3 protein-coding genes are annotated in these 17,937 nt (G+C 73.7%); all 3 read left to right on the top strand.

What is annotated here, in order from left to right:
• Positions 1 to 501 precede the first annotated feature (501 nt).
• The 3 genes from ACOJUJ_RS10155 to ACOJUJ_RS10145 all read left to right on the top strand — a co-directional run bounded on the left by ACOJUJ_RS10155 (position 502) and on the right by ACOJUJ_RS10145 (position 17,612).
• Positions 502 to 5,043 carry a beta-ketoacyl synthase N-terminal-like domain-containing protein gene (locus ACOJUJ_RS10155; RefSeq protein ID WP_420126754.1) on the top strand — a complete coding sequence of 1,514 codons (4,542 nt, stop codon included), beginning with the start codon at positions 502 to 504 and terminating at the stop codon, positions 5,041 to 5,043.
• Positions 5,044 to 5,881: 838 nt separating this feature from the next.
• Entirely contained in the window at positions 5,882 to 10,606 is a 4,725-nt protein-coding gene (locus ACOJUJ_RS10150; RefSeq protein WP_420126753.1) for an amino acid adenylation domain-containing protein, read from the top strand.
• 664 nt (positions 10,607 to 11,270) lie between these two features.
• Positions 11,271 to 17,612 (top strand): amino acid adenylation domain-containing protein, encoded by a 6,342-nt coding sequence (locus ACOJUJ_RS10145; RefSeq protein ID WP_420126752.1) that lies wholly within the window; start codon positions 11,271 to 11,273, stop codon positions 17,610 to 17,612.
• Positions 17,613 to 17,937 lie beyond the last annotated feature (325 nt).

Raw genomic sequence — 17,937 nt, 5'->3', positions numbered from 1 at the left:
CCCCACCCCGGGGGGGTTTGTTGTTGGGGGGGGGGGGGTGCCGCGCGGGGGGTGGGGGGGGGGGGGGGGGGGGCCCCCGCCCCCCTCCCCAGCCCTCCCCCGCAAACTGCGCGGGGGAGGGAGGTGCGACGCACCTTGTCGAAGCGGGATCGAAGTTCTCCTCTCCCCCCTGCAGTTCGGGGGGGGGAGGCCGGGAGAGGGGGGCGCCCGCGGACGCAGTTCGATGCTTTTCGTCGCGCCTCGCCCTGTCGGCTACCCCCAACCTCCCCCAGGGTTTTTTGGGGGAGGTGGGCGAGGTTTACGAGCCCGGAGGGGGCGCCCGCGGACGAAGTTCGATGCTGGTCGTCGAGACCGAATCCAGCGGCAACATGCAGTTCTCCCCTCTCCGTGAGGAACGAACGGGGAGGGGCCGGGGGAGGGGCACCCCGGGGGACGCAGTTCGATGCTTTTCGCAGCACGTAATCGACCGAAACTCCAACACCTGATCCATACAGCGCGACCATGAGCTTCGAGCCGGACACCGGGACCGAGAACGAGTACGACGGGCTGCCGGAGGTGGCGGTCATCGGCATGGCCGGACGCTTCGCGGCCGCCGACGACCTGCAGGCGTTCTGGCGGATGCTGCGCGAGGGGCGCGAGGCCATCCGCCGCTTTACCCCCGACGAGCTGCGCGCCGCCGGCATCCCCGACGAGGAGATCGCCGACCCCGCGTACGTCCCCGCGTTCGGCTCCATGAACGACGTGGAGCACTTTGACGCGGCGTTCTTTGGCTACAACCCGCGCGAAGCTGAGCTGCTGGAGCCCGCCCACCGCGTGTTCCTGGAGTGCTGCTGGGAGGCGCTGGAGAACGGCGGGGTGGATCCGGTGCGCGCCAGCGGCGGCATCGGCGTGTTCGCGGGCGCGGGCGTCCCCTTCTACACGGAAGAGAACGTCCGCGGCAACCGCGAGCTGGCCGCCAGCATCGGCGAGTTTCAGCTGGGGCTGGGGAGCGGCAAGGACTTTCTGGCCACGCGCGCCGCCTACAAGCTGGACCTGCGCGGCCCCGCCATGAGCGTGCAGACGGGGTGCAGCACCTCGCTGGTCGCCGTTCACGTGGCCGTGCAGGCGCTGCTGCACCGCGAGTGCGACCTGGCGCTGGCGGGCGGCGCCAACATCGTGACGCCCAACCACACCGGCTACCTGTACGCGCCGGGCGGCACCGCGTCGCCCGACGGGCACTGCCGCGCCTTTGACGCGGCCGCGCAGGGGACGCTGGGCGGCAGCGGCGTGGGCGTCGTCCTTCTCAAGCGGCTGGACGACGCGGTGCGCGACGGTGACCCGATCCGAGCGATCATCAAGGGCTCGGCGGTGAACAACGACGGCGGGCAGAAGATCGCCTTTACCGCGCCCAGCGTGGACGGCCAGGCCGCCGTGATCCGCGAGGCGCTGGAGGTGGCGGACGTGGACCCGTCCACCATCCGCTTCGTGGAAGGCCACGGCAGCGGCACCGAGCTGGGCGACCCGATCGAGATCGCGGCGCTCACGAAGGCGTGGCGCGGGTGGACGGATCGCCGCCAGTTCGCCGCCATCGGCTCGGTAAAGACCAACGTGGGGCACCTGGACGCGGCGTCCGGCATCACCGGCTTTATCAAGACGGTGCTGGCGGTGGAGAACGCGGTGGTGCCGCCCACCGTGCATTTCCGCGCGCCCAATCCGAAGATCGACTTCGCCTCTTCGCCGTTCTACGTGTCCAACCGGGCGGAGGCGTGGGAGTCGGATGGATCGCCCCGCCGCGCCGCCGTCAGCTCGTTCGGCATCGGCGGGACCAACGCGCACGTGGTGCTGCAACAGGCGCCTGAGGCGCGCGCCTCTCGCGTCCGCCGCGACACGCAGCTGCTGGTCCTTTCCGCGCGCACACCCACGGCGCTGGACGCCATGACGGAGCGGCTGGCGGCGCACCTCCGTGATCATCCCGACCAGCCGCTGGCGGACGTCGCGTGGACGCTGCAGGCGGGGCGGCGCGAGCTGGGCTTCCGGCGGACGCTCGTCGTCCGCCACGGCGAGGACGCGGCGGCGCTGCTGGCGGCGAAGCATCCCGAGCGCGTCGCCACGGCCGCGGTGGAAGACGGGCACCGCTCCGTCGCCTTCATGTTCCCCGGCGTGGGTGACCAGTATCCGCAGATGGCGCGCGGCCTGTACGACACGGAGCCCGCCTTTCGCGCGGAGGTGGACCGCTGCGCCGGGATCCTGCGGCCGCTGATCGGCATCGACCTCCGTGAAGTGCTGTTTCCGGGAGATGCCCCCGCGGAGGCGCCGCCGGGTGCGGGGATCGACCTCAAGGCGATGCTCGGACGCACGGAATCCGTCACCCCGGAAGCGGAGCGGCTGAACCGGACGGAGCTGGCGCAGCCCGCGGTGTTCGTCATCGAATACGCCCTGGCCAAGCTGATGATGAGCTGGGGGATCGTCCCCGAAGCCGTCATCGGACACTCGCTGGGCGAGTACGCGGCGGCCTGCATCGCCGGGATCTTCTCCCTGCAGGATGCGCTGGCCCTGGTGGCGGAGCGGGCGCGGCTGATCGGTGCCCTTCCCGGCGGGGCGATGCTGGCGGTGCCGCTGGCCCCCGAGGCCGTAGCCGGCTTCCTGGTGGAGGGGATGGCGATCGCCACGGTGAACGCGCCGGAGCTGTGCGTCGTCGCGGGCCCGGAAGGAGCGGTGGAGGAGGTGCGCACACGGCTGGCGGACGCGGGTCACACCGCGCGGACGCTGGCGGCCACGCACGCCTTCCATTCGCCGATGATGGACCCGGCCGTCGCGCCGATCGAAGCTCTCGTCGCGCGGATGCGGCTGGACGCGCCGAAGATCCCGATGATCAGCAACGTCAGCGGGACCTGGATCACCGCCGCGGAGGCGACGGATCCGCGCTACTGGGCGCGCCACACGCGGGAGACCGTCCGCTTTGACCGTGGCGCGGGGGAGCTGGCCGGCACGGGCCGCGTGCTCGTGGAAGTCGGTCCCGGGCAGACGCTGTCGACCTTTATCCGCCAGCGCGGAGACGCGGGAGCGGTCCCCGTCATCCCCACCCTCCGCTATCCCTACGACCGCACGCCCGACGCCGCGTTCCTCCTTGGCGCGCTGAGCCGGCTCTGGCTGGCCGGCGTCACTCCGGACTGGGCGGCGTTCCACCAGGGCGAGCGGCTGAATCGCGTGCCGCTGCCGACGTACCCGTGGGAGCGCCAGCGCTACTGGATCCCGGTGCCCAGGCCGGGGCAGGCGGACGGCGCCAGGCCGCGCGGCGGACGCAGGGCCGATCCCGCGCAGTGGCTGTATACCCCCGGCTGGCGCCGCACCGCCGCGCTGCGTCCGGAGTTTGGCGACGGGCGGGTGCTGGTGTTGGCGGACGATTCGCCGCTCGCGGACGGCGCGGTGGAGGCGCTGCGGGCGCACGGCCGCCAGCCGGTTGTCGTGCGCCCGGGCGAGGCATTCGCGCGGACGGCGGACGGATTCGAGGCGCGCCCCGCCTCCCGCGAGGACCACCGCAAGCTGGTGGACGCGCTGGCGGAAGACGGCGTCCCCGCGAAGGTGCTGCACCTGTGGGGCGTGGCGGATTCCAGTGGACGCGGTCCCGTGGGCGTGCTGGTGCTGGCGGATGCGCTGGGTCGCGCGGCGGGGGCGTTCGACCTGCTGGCCGCCACCACGCGGGCGGTGGAGGTAAGCGGGGACGATGCGGTCGACGTCACGCGCGGCGCCCTCCTGGGCGCGGCGGCGACGCTGCGGGTGGAGGCGCCCGCCATTGCCGCGCGCGTGGTGGACGTCGCGGTGCCGGCGAACGAGGCGGACGCACGGGCGATGGGCGCGCGCGTCGCCTCGGAGATGCTGGCGGGCGACGAGCGCGTGGTGGCGCTGCGGGGCCGCCATCGCTGGGTGCGCGGCTTCGACGCGGTGAAGCCGGCGCCGGTCCCCGCGCCGGTGCTGCGCGAGGGCGGCGTGTACCTGCTGGTGGGCGGGCTCCGCGGCCGCAACGGGGTGCTGGCCGAGCACCTGGTCCGCCGCTACAACGCCCGGCTGGTGCTGATGGATTCCACCCTTCCGCATCGCGGCGGCTGGGATGCCATGGTCAGGGCGCGGTCGCCGGAGGACCCGCTGCGCCAGCAGATCGAGCGCATCCGCACGCTGGACGCGGAGGGCGCGGAGATCCTCACCATCCAGGTGCTGCCCAGCGAGGTGGAGCAGATGCGCGGCGTGCTGCGCGAGGCGGACGCGGCGTTCGGGGCGCTGCACGGCGTCGTCTTTGCCCCGCTGGCGCACGAGGAGCCGCCGCGCGAGGCGGTCGGCGAGGTGCGCGTGGCCGCGTGGGAGCGGCGGATGCACCACCTGCTGGGCGAGCTGGCCGGCGTGCGGGCCGCGCTGGCGGACCGCGCCCTGGATTTTGTCGTCGTCGAGTCGTCGCTCACGCCCGTGCTGGGCGGCGTGGGGGTGGTCGAGATCGCCGCCACCCACGCCGTGATCGACGCCTTTGCCGCGACCACGGCGGAGGACGCGACGCCGTGGACCAGCGCTGCCTGGGACCGCTGGTTCGGCGGCGGCGAGGCGGCGGAGGGCTACGGGATGGACGAGGCCGGCGCCGCCGCGGCGTTCGAGCACCTGCTCACCCTGGCCGGCGAGCCGCACGTCCTGCTTTCCACCGGCGACGTGGACGGCCGGATGACGGCGCGCGCGGACGAGGCGGCGCCGTCGTTCGGATCGTACGCGCGGCCGAGGCTGGCCACGGAGTACCACCCGCCCGCCACGGACGTGGAGGAAGTGGTCGCCACGATGTGGGAGGAGCTGCTGGGGATCAGCCCCATCGGCATCCACGACGACTTTTTTGCGCTGGGGGGGCACTCGCTGCTGGCCACGCAGATCATCTCCCGCTGCCGCGACGGCTTTGGCCTGGAGCTGCCGCTCAAGGCGATCTTCGAAGCGCCCACCATCGCCCGCTTTGCCGCGCTGGTGGAGGACGCGATCGTCGCGGAGATCGACGCGCTGACGGACGAAGAGGCGCTGGAGATGGCGGGGGTGTAGGGGGGGAGTGCGATAGTGCGTGAGTGCGGAAGTGCGGTTGGCTCCGGGCTTTGACGCACTTCGGAAGGTTCGACGCGAGGGGCGCGCCCCCTCCGCTCGCTCAGGCTCGCACCTCCCCCAAAAAAGACTGGGGGAGGTTGGGTGTGGGGCTGGGGGCGGTGCGCTCCGGAGGGCTCGGCGGGGCGCCCCCTCCGGGCGGGCACCACCCGCCCACCTCCCCCGAAACTGCCGGGGAGGTTGGGTGTGGGCAGGGGGCGGTGAGCTTCGGAAGGGGGGGTGCGGGATGGTGTGCCGCCCCCCACCCCGGCCCTCCCCCGCAAACTGCGCGGGGGAGGGAGGTGCGACGCACCTGGTCCAAGCGGGATCGAAGTTCCCCTCTCCCCCCTGCAGTTCGGGGGGGAGAGGCCGGGAGAGGGGGGGCGCCGCGGACGAAGTTCGATGCTGGTCGTCGAGTCACGACTGGGGATCGGATCTAACACTTCCGTAGCGGGATCGAAGTTCTCCCCTCCCCCCTGCAGTTCGGGGGGGAGAGGCCGGGAGAGGGGGGGCACCCGCGGACGAAGTTCGATGCTGGTCGTCGAGCCGCGACCTGTCGGCCTCCCCCCCAACCTCCCCCAGGGTTTTTGGGGGAGGTGGGCGAGGTTTACGAGCCCGGAGGGGGCGCCCGCGACGCAGTCCGATGCCGGTCGTCGCGCCCGAATCCAGCGGCACCATGCAGTTCTCCCCTCTCCGTGAGGCACGAACGGGGAGGGCCCGGGGGAGGGGCACCTGCGACGCAGTGCGATGCAAGGGCCCAGTGCGGTCTACGCTGTTTACCTTTTACGCAACAAATCGAACGATGGACACGAACACGCCCACCCGCTCGCGCGACCGGCTTTCCGAGGCCAAGCGCCTGCTCCTGGAAAAGCGCATCAAGGGCCAGGTGAAGCCCGCCGCGCCCAGGAACGGCATCCGCAGGGCGGCCGGGGGGCCGGTGTACCCGATGTCGTTCGCGCAGGAGCGGCTCTGGTTTCTGGACCAGATGGAGCCGGGCAACCCCTTCTACAACATCCCCGCTGCGGTCCTGCTGAGCGCCGCCGCGCTCGACGTGCCCACGCTGGAGCGCACCTGGGCAGAGATCGTAAACCGCCACGAGGCGCTACGTACCGTATTTCGCCTGGTGGATGGCGAGCCCCGGCAGGTGGTGCTGCCGCCGCACCCCGTGCACATCGAGCTGCTGGACCTTCGCGGCCCCGGCGGCGAGCCGGCGCCCGAGGAGGCCATCCGCCGCACCATCTCGCGGCTGAGCGCGCAGCCGTTTGACCTGGCGACGGGGCCCATGCTGCGCCTGCACCTGATCCGCGTGTCCAATGCGGACTCGGCGCTGGTGGTCAACGTGCACCACATCGTCACCGACGGGTGGAGCATGCCCATCATCACCCGCGAGATGGACGAGCTGTACCACGCGTACGCGCACGGGCTGCCGTATCCGCTGGAGCCGCTGGAGGTGCAGTTCCCCGACTACAGCGTGTGGCAGCGCGAGTACCTGACGGGCGAGACGCTGCGCCGGCAGGTGGACTACTGGCGCGGACACCTGCAGGGCGTGCCCGTGCTGGAGCTGCCCACCGACCGCCCGCGGCCGCCCGTGCTCACCTACCGCGGCACCATGTACCGGTTCGTCTGGCCGGTGTCGCTGGCCGACCGCCTGCGCGTGGCCATGGTGGAGACGGGCTCCTCCATGAACATGGTGATCATGGCCGGGCTGTACCTGATGCTGCACCGGTACAGCGGCCAGGACGACGTGGTGGTGGGCACCCTGCTGGGCAACCGCAACCGCGCCGAGCTGGAAAAGGTGGTGGGCTTTTTCGTGAACACCGCGCCGGTCCGGGCCCGGCTGCGGGGCGACATGACCTTTCGCGAGCTGGTGGCGCAGGTGCGCAACGCGGTGCTGGACGCCGACGCGCACCAGGAGCTGCCGCTGGACCGCATCGTCGACGCCGTGACCACGGAGCGCGACCCGTCGCGCAGCCCGCTGTTCCAGGTGGCGTACTTTCACCACACGTTCGTCAACGACGTGCACCACAAGGCCGACTCGGAGTTCCGCTCCGAGCTCAACCTGCGCGAGGTCTTTCAGGAATCCAACATCGCCCTGGTGGACACGAGCACCGCCAAGTTCGACCTGACCTTTGCCACCATGGACGTCGACGGCTCGCTGTCGTGCATGGCGGAGTACAGCACCGACCTGTGGGATGAGCGCACGATGGTGCGCATGTTCGAGCACCTGCGCGTGCTGCTGGGCAGCGCGGTGGACGATCTGGACGCGCCGCTTTCGGCTCATTCCATGGTCGCCGGCGCCGAGCGCGACCGGCTGCTGGCCTGGGGCGTCCGCGAGCTGCACCCCGGCGCCGGCGGGACGCTCCCCGACCGCCTGGACGCGCACGCCGCCCGCACCCCGGACGCAGTCGCGGTGGAGTATCCCGGCACGCGATGGACGTACGGCGAGCTGGACGCACGCGCCGGCCGTATCGCCCACCGGCTGGCCGGCATGGGCGTGCGCCCCGGCGACCGCGTAGGGCTGGCGGCGCCCGCGTCGGCGGGGATGGTGGCCGCGCTGGTGGGGATCCTCCGCACGGGCGCGGCCGTGGTGCCGCTGGACCCGGCGTACCCGGCGGAGCGGCTGGCCTTCATGCTGGACGACGCCGGCGTGCGCGTGCTGGTGACGGACGGCGCCGAGGCGGCGGCGCTGGTGCGCGACGGGATGGCATCCATCGACCTCACGCGCGACGCGGCGGCGCTGGCGGCGGAGGACGGGGCGCCGTTCGCGTCGCGCGCGCGGTCGGAGGGGATCGCGTACGTCACCTTCACCTCCGGCAGCACGGGGCGCCCCAAGGGCTCGCTCACCACGCACGCCGCGCTGGTGGCCACGGTGACGGAGCCGGAGTTCACCGACATCCGCGCGGGCGATCGCGTGGCGCAGGCCACGGGGCCGGCGTTCGACGTGGCGATCCTGGAGATCTGGGGCGCGCTGGCCAACGGCGCGGCGACCGTGGGCATCGACCGCGACGTGCTGCTGGACTCGGCCGCGTACGCCCGTGCCCTGCGCGACCTGCGCATCACCCACGCGTGCGCGCCCATGCAGGTGTTCAACCGCCACGTGCGCGAGGTGCCCGACGTGTACGCCACGCTGCGGCGCCTGCACATCGGCGGCGAGCGGGTGGATGCGTCCGCCGTGCGCGCGTGTTTGGCCGGCGGGCCACCCGCCGCGCTGGTCCAGGCGTACGGGCCCACCGAGACGGCCATCTTTGCCTCCGCCTTTCACGTCACGGAGGTGGATGCGGACGCGCACACGGTGCCCATCGGCGGGCCGGTGGCGGGGACGCGGCTGTACGTGCTGGACGGGCGGGGGATGATGTGCGGCACCGGCGTGCCCGGCGAGCTGTGCATCGGCGGCGAGCGGGTGGGGATCGGATACCTCAACCGCCCGGGGCTGACGGCGGACCGCTTTGTCCCCGACCCGTTTGCCGCGGAGCCCGGTGCGCGGATGTACCGCAGCGGCGACCGCGTCCGCTGGCGGGCGGACGGCACGCTGGAGTTCGTGGGCCGCGTGGACTGGCAGGTAAAGATCCGCGGCTTCCGCATCGAGCCGGGCGAGATCGAGGCCGTGCTGCGCGAGCACCCCGCGGTGCGCGGCTGCGTGGTGGTGGCGCGCGAGGACGGCGGCGAGCGGCGGCTGGTGGCGTACGCCGCCGCGCCGGATGCGCCGGCCGAGGCGGAACTGCGGGCGTTTCTCAAGCAGCGGCTGCCGGACCCCATGGGTCCCGCGGCGTTCGTGATCATGGACGCGCTGCCGCTCACCCCCAACGGCAAGGTGGACCGCCGCGCCCTCCCCGCCCCCGGCGCCGCCCCCGACGAGGCGGAGGGACACGACGAGCCGCGCACGCACGTGGAGCGGGTGCTGGCGGAGGTGTGGGCGAAGGTGCTGCGGCGGGAGCGCGTGGGGATCCACCAGAACTTCTTTGCCCTGGGCGGCGATTCCATCCTCTCCATCCAGATCATCGGCCGGGCGGCGGAACAGGGGGTGCGCGTGCTCCCCAAGCAGATGTTCACCCACCAGACGGTCGCGGAGCTCGCGGAAGTCGCCACGGCGGCGGTGACCGCGGAGGCGGATCAGGGCGCGGTGACGGGGGAGCTGCCGCTGACGCCGGTGCAGCGGTGGTTCTTCGACCAGGACCAGCCGGAGCCACACCACTGGAACCTGGCCTCACTGCTGGAGACGTCGCAGACGCTGGATCCCACCGTGCTGGAGCAAGCCGTGGCGGCGCTGATGGACCACCACGACGCCCTGCGGATACGGTACGCGCGCACCGCGGACGGATGGGCGCAGCGCATCGCCGAGCCGGGCGGCCCCGCCCCGTTCGAGTCCATCGACCTTGCCGCGCTCCCCGCTGATGCGCGGGAGGCGGCGTTCGCGGAGCACGCGGACCGCGTGCAGCGCTCGCTGGCCCTGGAGCACGGCCCGCTGGTCCGCTTCGCCCTGGCGCAGATGGGCGGAGGGCGGCAGCGCCTGCTGATCGCGGCGCACCACCTGGTGGTGGACGCCGTCTCCCTCTCCTTCCTCTTCCCCGACCTGGAGCGCGCGTACGGGCAGATCGCGCGCGGCGAGCCGGTGGCGCTCCCGGCGAAGACGACGTCGTTCAAGCGCTGGGCGGAGCGGCTGGCGGAGCACGCGGCGTCCCCCGCCGTACGCGCGGAGGCCGCGTACTGGCTGGCGCAGGGCGACGCCGAGCCGTTGCCGGCCCACGGCGCCGGCGGGGCGGACACGGACACGGAGGCGGAGACGGGCGTGGTGACGGTGTCGCTGGACGAGGCCGACACGCGCGCGCTGCTGCACGAGGTGCCGCCCGTCTACGGCACGCAGATCAACGACGTGCTGCTGGCGGGGCTGGCCCGCGCGTTCGCGGCGTGGACTGGCCGATCCGCGCTTGCGGTGATCCTGGAGGGGCACGGCCGCGAGCAGCTGTTCGCCGACGCGGACGTGTCCCGCACGGCCGGCTGGTTCACCAGCTTTCACCCCGTGCGGCTGCAGGTGCCGGAGGAGCCCGGCGCGGCGCTGATGGCGGTCAAGGAGCAGCTGCGCGCCGTCCCGGGAAAAGGGATCGGCTACGGGCTGCTGCGCTACCTGGGGGATGCGGAGACGCGCACGGCGCTGGCGGCGCTTCGGGCGCCGGAAGTGAGCTTCAACTACCTGGGCCAGGCCGGCGGCGCCGGGGACGGCGACCGGCTGCTGGCGCCGGCGCGGGAGGGCACCGTGGGCGTGGCGCGCAGCCCGCGCTCGCGCCGGCCGTACCCGCTCGCCATCGACGCGGTGGTGGAAGACGGGCGGCTGTACGTCACGTGGACGTACGGCACGCGGGTGCACGACGCGGGGACGGTGGAGCGTCTGGCGGACGATTACTTGCGCGCCCTGCGCGAGCTGATCGCCCACTGCCGCGATCCCCAGGCAGGCGGCTACACCCCCTCGGACTTCGCCCTGGCCGGGCTGGACCAGGAGGGTCTGGACGCCCTGCTGTCGCAGATCGGGTAGGGGCGGACGGGAGCGGGGCGCTCCGGACGGTTGGGCGCGAGGGGCGTCGCCCCCTCCGGGCTCGTAAACCTCGCCCACCTCCCCCAAAAAAGACTGGGGGAGGTTGGGTGTGGGGCTGGGGGCGGGGCGCTTCGGATGGTTCCGGGCAGGCCCCCTCCGGGCCGGCACCACCGGCCCACCTCCCCCGAACTGCTGGGGGAGGTGGGGTGTGGGGCAGAGGTTTGAGTGCTTCGGCCGGGGTGGAGCGGGATGGTGGGCCGCCCCCCTCCCCGACCCTCCCCCGCAAACTGCGCGGGGGAGGGAGGTGCGACGCACCTTCCGGAGCGCGATCGAAGTTCTCCTCTCCCCCCTGCAGTTCGGGGGGGAGAGGCCGGGAGAGGGGGGGCACCCCGCGGACGAAGTTCGATGCTGTTCGTCGAGCCCCAATCCAGCGGCAACATGCAGTTCTCCCCTCTCCGTGAGGAACGAACGGGGAGGGGCCGGGGGAGGGGCACCGGCGGACGCGGCCCGAACCGTCCGAAGCAGCACCGACACTTTCGCACTTTCGCACTCTCGCACTTTCGTACTTTCGTACTTTCGTACTTTCGTACTTTCGTACTTTCGTACTTTCGTACTTTCGTACTTTCGCACTCTCGCACTCTCGCACTCTCGCACCGCAGTCGCCGTGAACCGCAAGAACGTCGAAGACATCTACCCGCTCTCGCCCCTTCAGCAGGGCCTGCTGTTCCACGCCCTGTACTCGCCGGAAACGGGTGCGTACGTGGAGCAGGCGCCCACGCTGATCGAGGGCGACCTGGACGTGGACGCCTTTGCCCGGGCCTTTCAGCGCACGGTGGACCGGCACCCGGTGCTGCGGACGGGGCTGGTGTGGGAGAACGTCCCCCAGCCGCTGCAGGTGGTGTTTCGTACGGTGGAGCTTCCCGTGGCGCGGCTGGACTGGAGCGGCATGGACGACGCCGCCTGGCGGGCGCAGCTGGCGGCGTACCTGGCCGACGACCGGCGGCGCGGCTTCGAGCTTACCCGCGCGCCGCTGCTGCGGCTGGCGTTCATGCGGCTGGACGCGCGGCGGCACGTCTTCGTCTTCACCTTCCACCACACCATCCTGGACGGCTGGTCCACGCCGCTGCTGTACGCCGACGTGGACGCCTTGTACCGCGCCGAGCGCGAAGGTCGTACGCTGCACCTGCCGCCGGCGCCCCGCTACCGCCGCTACGTGGAGTGGCTGCAGCAGCAGGACCGGGCGGCCGACGAGGCGTTCTGGCGCGCGCGGCTGGCCGGCTTCGAGCGGCCCACGCCGCTGCCGCTGGACCGCGGCGGCGCCGTGGTGGCCGAGGAGCACGCCGCGCTGCGCGTCCGGCTGAGCGCGGATGAGCACCGCCGGCTGTCCGCGTTCGCTCGCGAGAACGCGGTCACCCTCAACACGCTGGTGCAGGCCGCGTGGGCACTGCTCCTGGCCCGCTGGTCGGGGGAGCGCGACGTGGTCTTTGGCATCACCGTCGCCGGACGGCCGGCGGAGGTGCCGGGGGTGGAGCAGACCCTCGGCCTGTTCATCAACACGGTCCCCCTGCGCGTGCACGTCCCCGAGCACGGGACGGTGGGCGGGTGGCTGGCGGAACTGCAGCGCCTGCAGGCCGGGATGCGCCAGCACGAGCACGTGAGCCTGGTCGACGTGCAGGGGTGGAGCGGCGTCCCCCGCGAGCGTCCGCTGTTCGAGAGCGCCTTCGTCTTCGAGAACTACCCGCTCGGGGCCGGGGGGGAGGATGACGACGGGCTGCACGTCGAGGCGATGGAGGTGCCGGAGCGGGTGAACTACGCCCTTACGCTGGTCGTGGCGCCGGGCGACGGGCTGGAACTGCGGCTGAACTACGACCCGCGCCGCTTTACGCCCGAGGCGGCGGAGCGAATCGCCCGCGGGCTGCGCACGGCGCTGGACGCGCTCAGCCGCTCCGCCGCGCGCCCGCTGGCAGCCGTGGAGGTGCTGGGGGACGAGGAGCGGACGGCGCTGGAGCGGATGGGCCGCGGCGAGCCGGTGGACACGGTATCGACCTTCGGCGCGCTCTTCGCGGCCCAGGCGGCCCGCACGCCGGACGCGCCCGCGCTGGAGTTCGCGGGGCGGACCGTCACCTACGCGGAGCTGGAGGCGCGGGCGAACCGCCTGGCGGGGCGGCTGCGGGCGCGGGGCGCGGGGGCGGGCCGGTTCGTCGCCGTGTCGCTGGAGCGCTCGCTGCAGCTGCCCGTCGCCTTCCTGGCGGTGATGAAGAGCGGCGCCGCGTTCCTCCCCATCGATCCCCGCGACCCCGCGCAGCGGCGGCGGCGGGTGCTGGCGGACTCCGGCGCCGTCCTTCTGCTCACCGAGCGGCGGCTGGCGGAGGGGGTGGACGACCTCGTCTCACTGCTGGACGTCGGCGAGGAAGAGGCCGCGGCGGCCACCGATCCCCCCCGCGCGCCGGACGTGGAGGTGGGGCCGGACGACGCGGCGTACGTGCTGTACACGAGCGGATCCACCGGCATCCCCAAGGGCGTGATCGTCCCGCACCGGGGGATCGGGACGTCGTCGGCCGCGGCCGCCCGCGTGCTGCCGCCGGGCGCGCGGATGCTGCAGTCCATCCCCTTCACCTTCGACCTGTTCGTGATGGAGCTGGGGGTGGCGCTGCTGCACGGCGGCTGCCTGGTCGGGGTCCCCCGCGAGCGGATCGCCCCGGGGGTGGAGATGGCGGAGCTGCTGCGCGCGGAGCGCATCAACGCCATGGTCGCCGTTCCGTCCATGCTCGCGGCCACGCCCGAGGCCGACCTTCCCGCGCTGCGCGCCGTCTACGTGGCCGGTGAGGCGCTGCCGCGCTCCGTCGCCGGCCGCTGGGGGGCGGGGCGTGACCTGGTGAACGCCTACGGCCCCACCGAAGCCACCATCTTCTGCACGTACACGGACCCGCTGCGCGACGGCGGCGAGCCGCCGATCGGCCGCCCGGCGCCGGGGGTGGGCGCGTGGGTGCTGGATCCCGCGCTGCGCCTGATGCCGCCCGGCACCGCGGGCGAGCTGTACGTGGGCGGCGTGGGCGTGGCGACGGGATACCTGGCGCGGCCGGCGCTCACGGCGGAGCGCTTTCTCCCCGACCCCTTTGCCGGCGTGCCGGGCGCGCGGATGTACCGCACCGGCGACCGCGCCCGCTGGCGCGCGGACGGGCAGCTGGACTTTCTGGGCCGCGCCGACTTCCAGGTAAAGGTGCGCGGCTTCCGCATCGAGCCCGGCGAGGTGGAAGCCGCCCTGGCCGCGCTCCCTGAAGTCGGCGCGGCGGCCGTGCTGGCGCGGGAGGATACGCCGGGGGATACGCGGCTGGTGGCCTACGTCACGCCCGCCGGCGACGAGCGGCCGGCCCCGGCGGCGATGCGGCGGGCGCTGGCCGCCACCCTTCCCGCGCACATGGTGCCCACGGAGTGGGTGGTGCTGGACGCGCTTCCGCTCAACCCGCACGGCAAGACCGACCGCCGCGCGCTGCCAGCCCCCGCGTCCGTCGCCGCGCCCGCGCCCCGCGCCCCGGGCCGCACGCCGGCCGAGGAACTGGTGGCGGACATCTGGGAGCGCGTCCTGGGCGTGCACCCCGGCGCGCACGACAGCTTCTTCGAGCTGGGCGGGCACTCGCTGCGCGCCACGCAGGTCGTCAGCCGCATCCGCGAGGCGTTTGGCGCCGACCTGCCGCTGCGTGCGATTTTCGAGGCGCCCACCGTGGCCGAATTGGCGGCGCGGGCCGTCGCGGCGCGCGCGGGCGGCGTGGAGGCCGCGCCGCCGCTGGTGCCCCAGCCGCGCGACGGCGACGTGCCGCTGAGCTTTGCGCAGCAGCGCTTCTGGTTCGTGGAGCGCATCGGCGGGTCGTCCAACGCCTACATCCTCCCCCAGACGCTGCGGCTGCGGGGCGCGCTGGACGTGGACGCCCTGCGCCGGGCCCTGGACGCGCTGGTGGACCGGCACGAGTCGCTGCGCACCGCGTTTCCGCTGCGCGGCGGCGGGCCGGTGCAGCACGTTCTTCCCGCGCTGCGCATCCCCCTGCCATTGGACGACCTGTCCGCGCTGCCGGGGCCGGAGCGCGAGCGGGAGGCCCGCCGCTTCATGCGGGCGGAGATGGAGACGCTGTTCGACCTGGAGCGCGGGCCCGTGCTGCGCGCGCGGCTGCTGCGCATGGCCGCGGACGACCACGTCTTCCTGCTGTCGATGCACCACATCGCGGGCGACGCGTGGTCGCTGGACCTGCTGTTCGACGAGCTGGAGGCGCTGTACGCGGGGGAGCGCGACGGGACCCCCGCCGTGCTGCCGCCGCTCCCCGTCCAGTACGCCGACTTCGCCCTGTGGCAGCGCGCGCGGCTGCGGGGGCCGGCGATGGAAGCGCAGATGGCGTACTGGCGCGAGCGGCTGGCGGGCGCGCCCACGCTGGAGCTTCCCACCGACCGCCCGCACCCCCCGGTGCAGAGCTTTCGCGGCGGCACGCTGCGCTTTGACTGGGGCGCGGAATTGTCGGCGGCGCTGGGCGAGATGGCGCGCAGGCACGGCGCGACCACGTTCATGGCGCTGCTGGCGGGCTTCAGCGTCCTTCTCCACCGCTGGTCGGGGATGGACGACGTGGTGGTGGGCACCCCCATCGCCGGGCGCACCCCGCGGGAAACGGAGGGGCTGATCGGCATCTTCCTGAACACCCTGGCGCTGCGCACGGACGTTTCCGGCGATCCCACGTTCGCGGAGCTGCTGGGGCGGATTCGCGAGACGTCGCTGGACGCGTTCGCGCACCAGGAGGTGCCCTTCGAGCGGCTGGTGGACGAGCTGAAGGTGGAGCGCAGCCTGGCGCGCCACCCGCTGTTCCAGGTGATGTTCTCCATGGTCTCCGGCGCGCCGCGGGCCCACGGTACCTTTGCCGGGCTGGCGACCGAGGCGGCGGAGCTGGAGGACGCGCCGGCCAAGCTGGACCTGTCGCTGATCGTGGGTGAGACGGAGGGGCGGCTGAGCGGCGCGCTGGGCTATGCGGCGGACCTGTGGGATGCGTCGACGATGCGGCGGATGGCGGAGCACCTGCGCGCCCTGCTTGCCGCAGCCGCCGCCGATCCCTCCATGCGGATCGGCGCCCTGCCGATGATGGACGCGGACGAGCGGCGGACGGTGGTGGAGGCGTGGAACCAGACCGCCGCCGACGTCCCCGCCGAGCCCGCGTTCCGCCGCTTCGAGGCGTGGGCGCGGCGCACGCCGGGCGCGCTGGCCGTGGACGCGGCGGACGGGCGGCTGACGTACGCGGAGCTGGACGCGCGCGCCAACCGCCTGGCGCACCGGCTGCGGCGCGCCGGCGTAGGCCCGGACGCGCGCGTGGCGCTGCTGCTGGAGCGCTCCGCCGCGCTGGTGGCGGCGCAGGTGGCCGTGCACAAGGCGGGCGGCGCGTACCTGCCGCTGGACACCACCGGCCCCATCGACCGCGCGGCGTACATGCTGGAGGCGGCGGGCGCGGCCGTCGTGATCACCCGCGCCGGGCTGCGCGGCCGCGTTCCCCCCGCCGGCATCGCCGTGATCGAGTTGGATACGGAGGAGGCGGCGCTGGCGGCGGAGCCCTGTGACGCGCCGGACGTGGAGGTCCATCCCGACAGCCTGGCGCACGTCATCTTCACCTCCGGATCCACGGGCCGTCCCAAGGGCGTGGCGGTTCCCCACCGCGGCGTGTCGAACCTGCTGGGGTGGTGCCACTTTGGCGAGGCGGTGGGCCCGGGCGACCGCTCCGCTCTGTTCGGCAGCCCCACGTTCGACGTGACGGTGCTGGAGGTGTGGAGCACGCTGGGCACCGGGGCCTCGCTGTACGTGGTGCCGGACGCGGTGCGCGGCGATCCCGCGGCGCTGGTGCGCTGGGTGGGCGAGCAGGAGATCGGCATATGGTACGCCGCCACGCCGGTGGTGGAGGCGGCGTTCGAGGCGCTGCGGCACGGCGCCCCCCGTCCGCGCGCCCTGCGCCTGATGATCGCCGGCGGCGACGCGCTGCGCGTGCGCCCGCCGGAGTGGCTGCGGCTGGTGAACGTCTACGGACCCACGGAGAACACCGTGGGCAGCACCGCCGGCGACGTGTCGTCCACCGGCGACGGGCTCCCCGCCATCGGCCGCCCCTTGGCGAACGACCAGGCGTACGTGCTGGACGCGCGGCTGCAGCCGGTGCCGGTGGGCGTGCCCGGCGAGCTGCACCTGGCGGGCGCGGGGGTGGCCCGCGGCTACCTGGGCCGCCCCGCGCTGACGGCGGAGCGGTTCATCCCCTCCCCGTTCGGGCCGCCGGGCGCGCGGATGTACGCCACGGGCGACCGCGTGCGCTGGCTGGAGCGCGGCGAGCTGGACTTTCTGGGCCGGACGGACGAGCAGGTCAAGCTGCGCGGCTACCGCATCGAAACCGGCGAGATCGAGGCGGCGCTGCTGGCCCACCCCGCGCTGGCGCAGGCCGCCGTGCTGCTGCGCAAGGAAGGCGGCGGGCGGCTGGTGGCGTGGGTGGCGCCCGCGGAGGGCGCGGCGGTCCCCGCGGCGGCCGAGCTTCGCGAGCACCTGCGCGCCCGGCTTCCGGACTACATGGTGCCCTCCGCCTTTGTGGGGATGGACACGCTGCCGACGACGCCCAACGGCAAGGTGGACCGCAAGGCGCTCCCCCAGCCCGCCGCCGAGCCCCGCGCCGCCCGCCGTCCGCGGAGCGGCGTCGAGCGGCGGATTGCCAAGGTGTGGGAGGACGTGCTGGCGATCGGCGAGGTGGGGCTGGACGACAACTTCTTCGAGATCGGCGGGCACTCCATGCTCGTGGCCAGCATGCAGGAGCGTCTTGCGGCGGAGCTGGGAAAGACGGTCACGGTGGTGGAGCTCTTCCAGTTCCCCACCGTCGCCGCCCTGGCCGCCCACCTGGGCGCGGGCGCCGATGCGGGGCCGTCCGCGGAGGCGGCTCCGGCTCCGGCCGAGGCGATGGAGCGTGGCGGCAGCCGCCGGGAGATGATGCGCCGGCAGCGGGCGCGGTAGGGCCCTCCCCCGGCGGCGCCTGAGAGCGCGCCACCCCCTCCCGCAAACAGCGCGGGAGGGGGGATACACGGCACGGGCGGTGGAGCGCTGCGGAGGGTTGGGCGCGAGGGGCGGCGCCTCCTCCGGGCTCGCACCACTCGCCCACCTCCCCCAAAAAAGACTGGGGGAGGTTGGGTGTAGGGCTGGGATCGGGGCGCTTCGGAAAGATGGGTGCGAGATGGTGGGCCGCCCCCTCCCCGGCCCTCCCCCGCAAACTGCGCGGGGGAGGGAGGTGCGACGCACCTGGTCGAAGCGGGATCGAAGTTCCCCTCTCCCCCCTGCAGTT

Source organism: Longimicrobium sp., assembly GCF_048594345.1.
Taxonomy (GTDB): domain Bacteria; phylum Gemmatimonadota; class Gemmatimonadetes; order Longimicrobiales; family Longimicrobiaceae; genus Longimicrobium.
The sequence above is the reverse complement of the archived record's forward strand: the minus strand, read 5'-3'. Positions and strand labels throughout refer to the sequence as shown.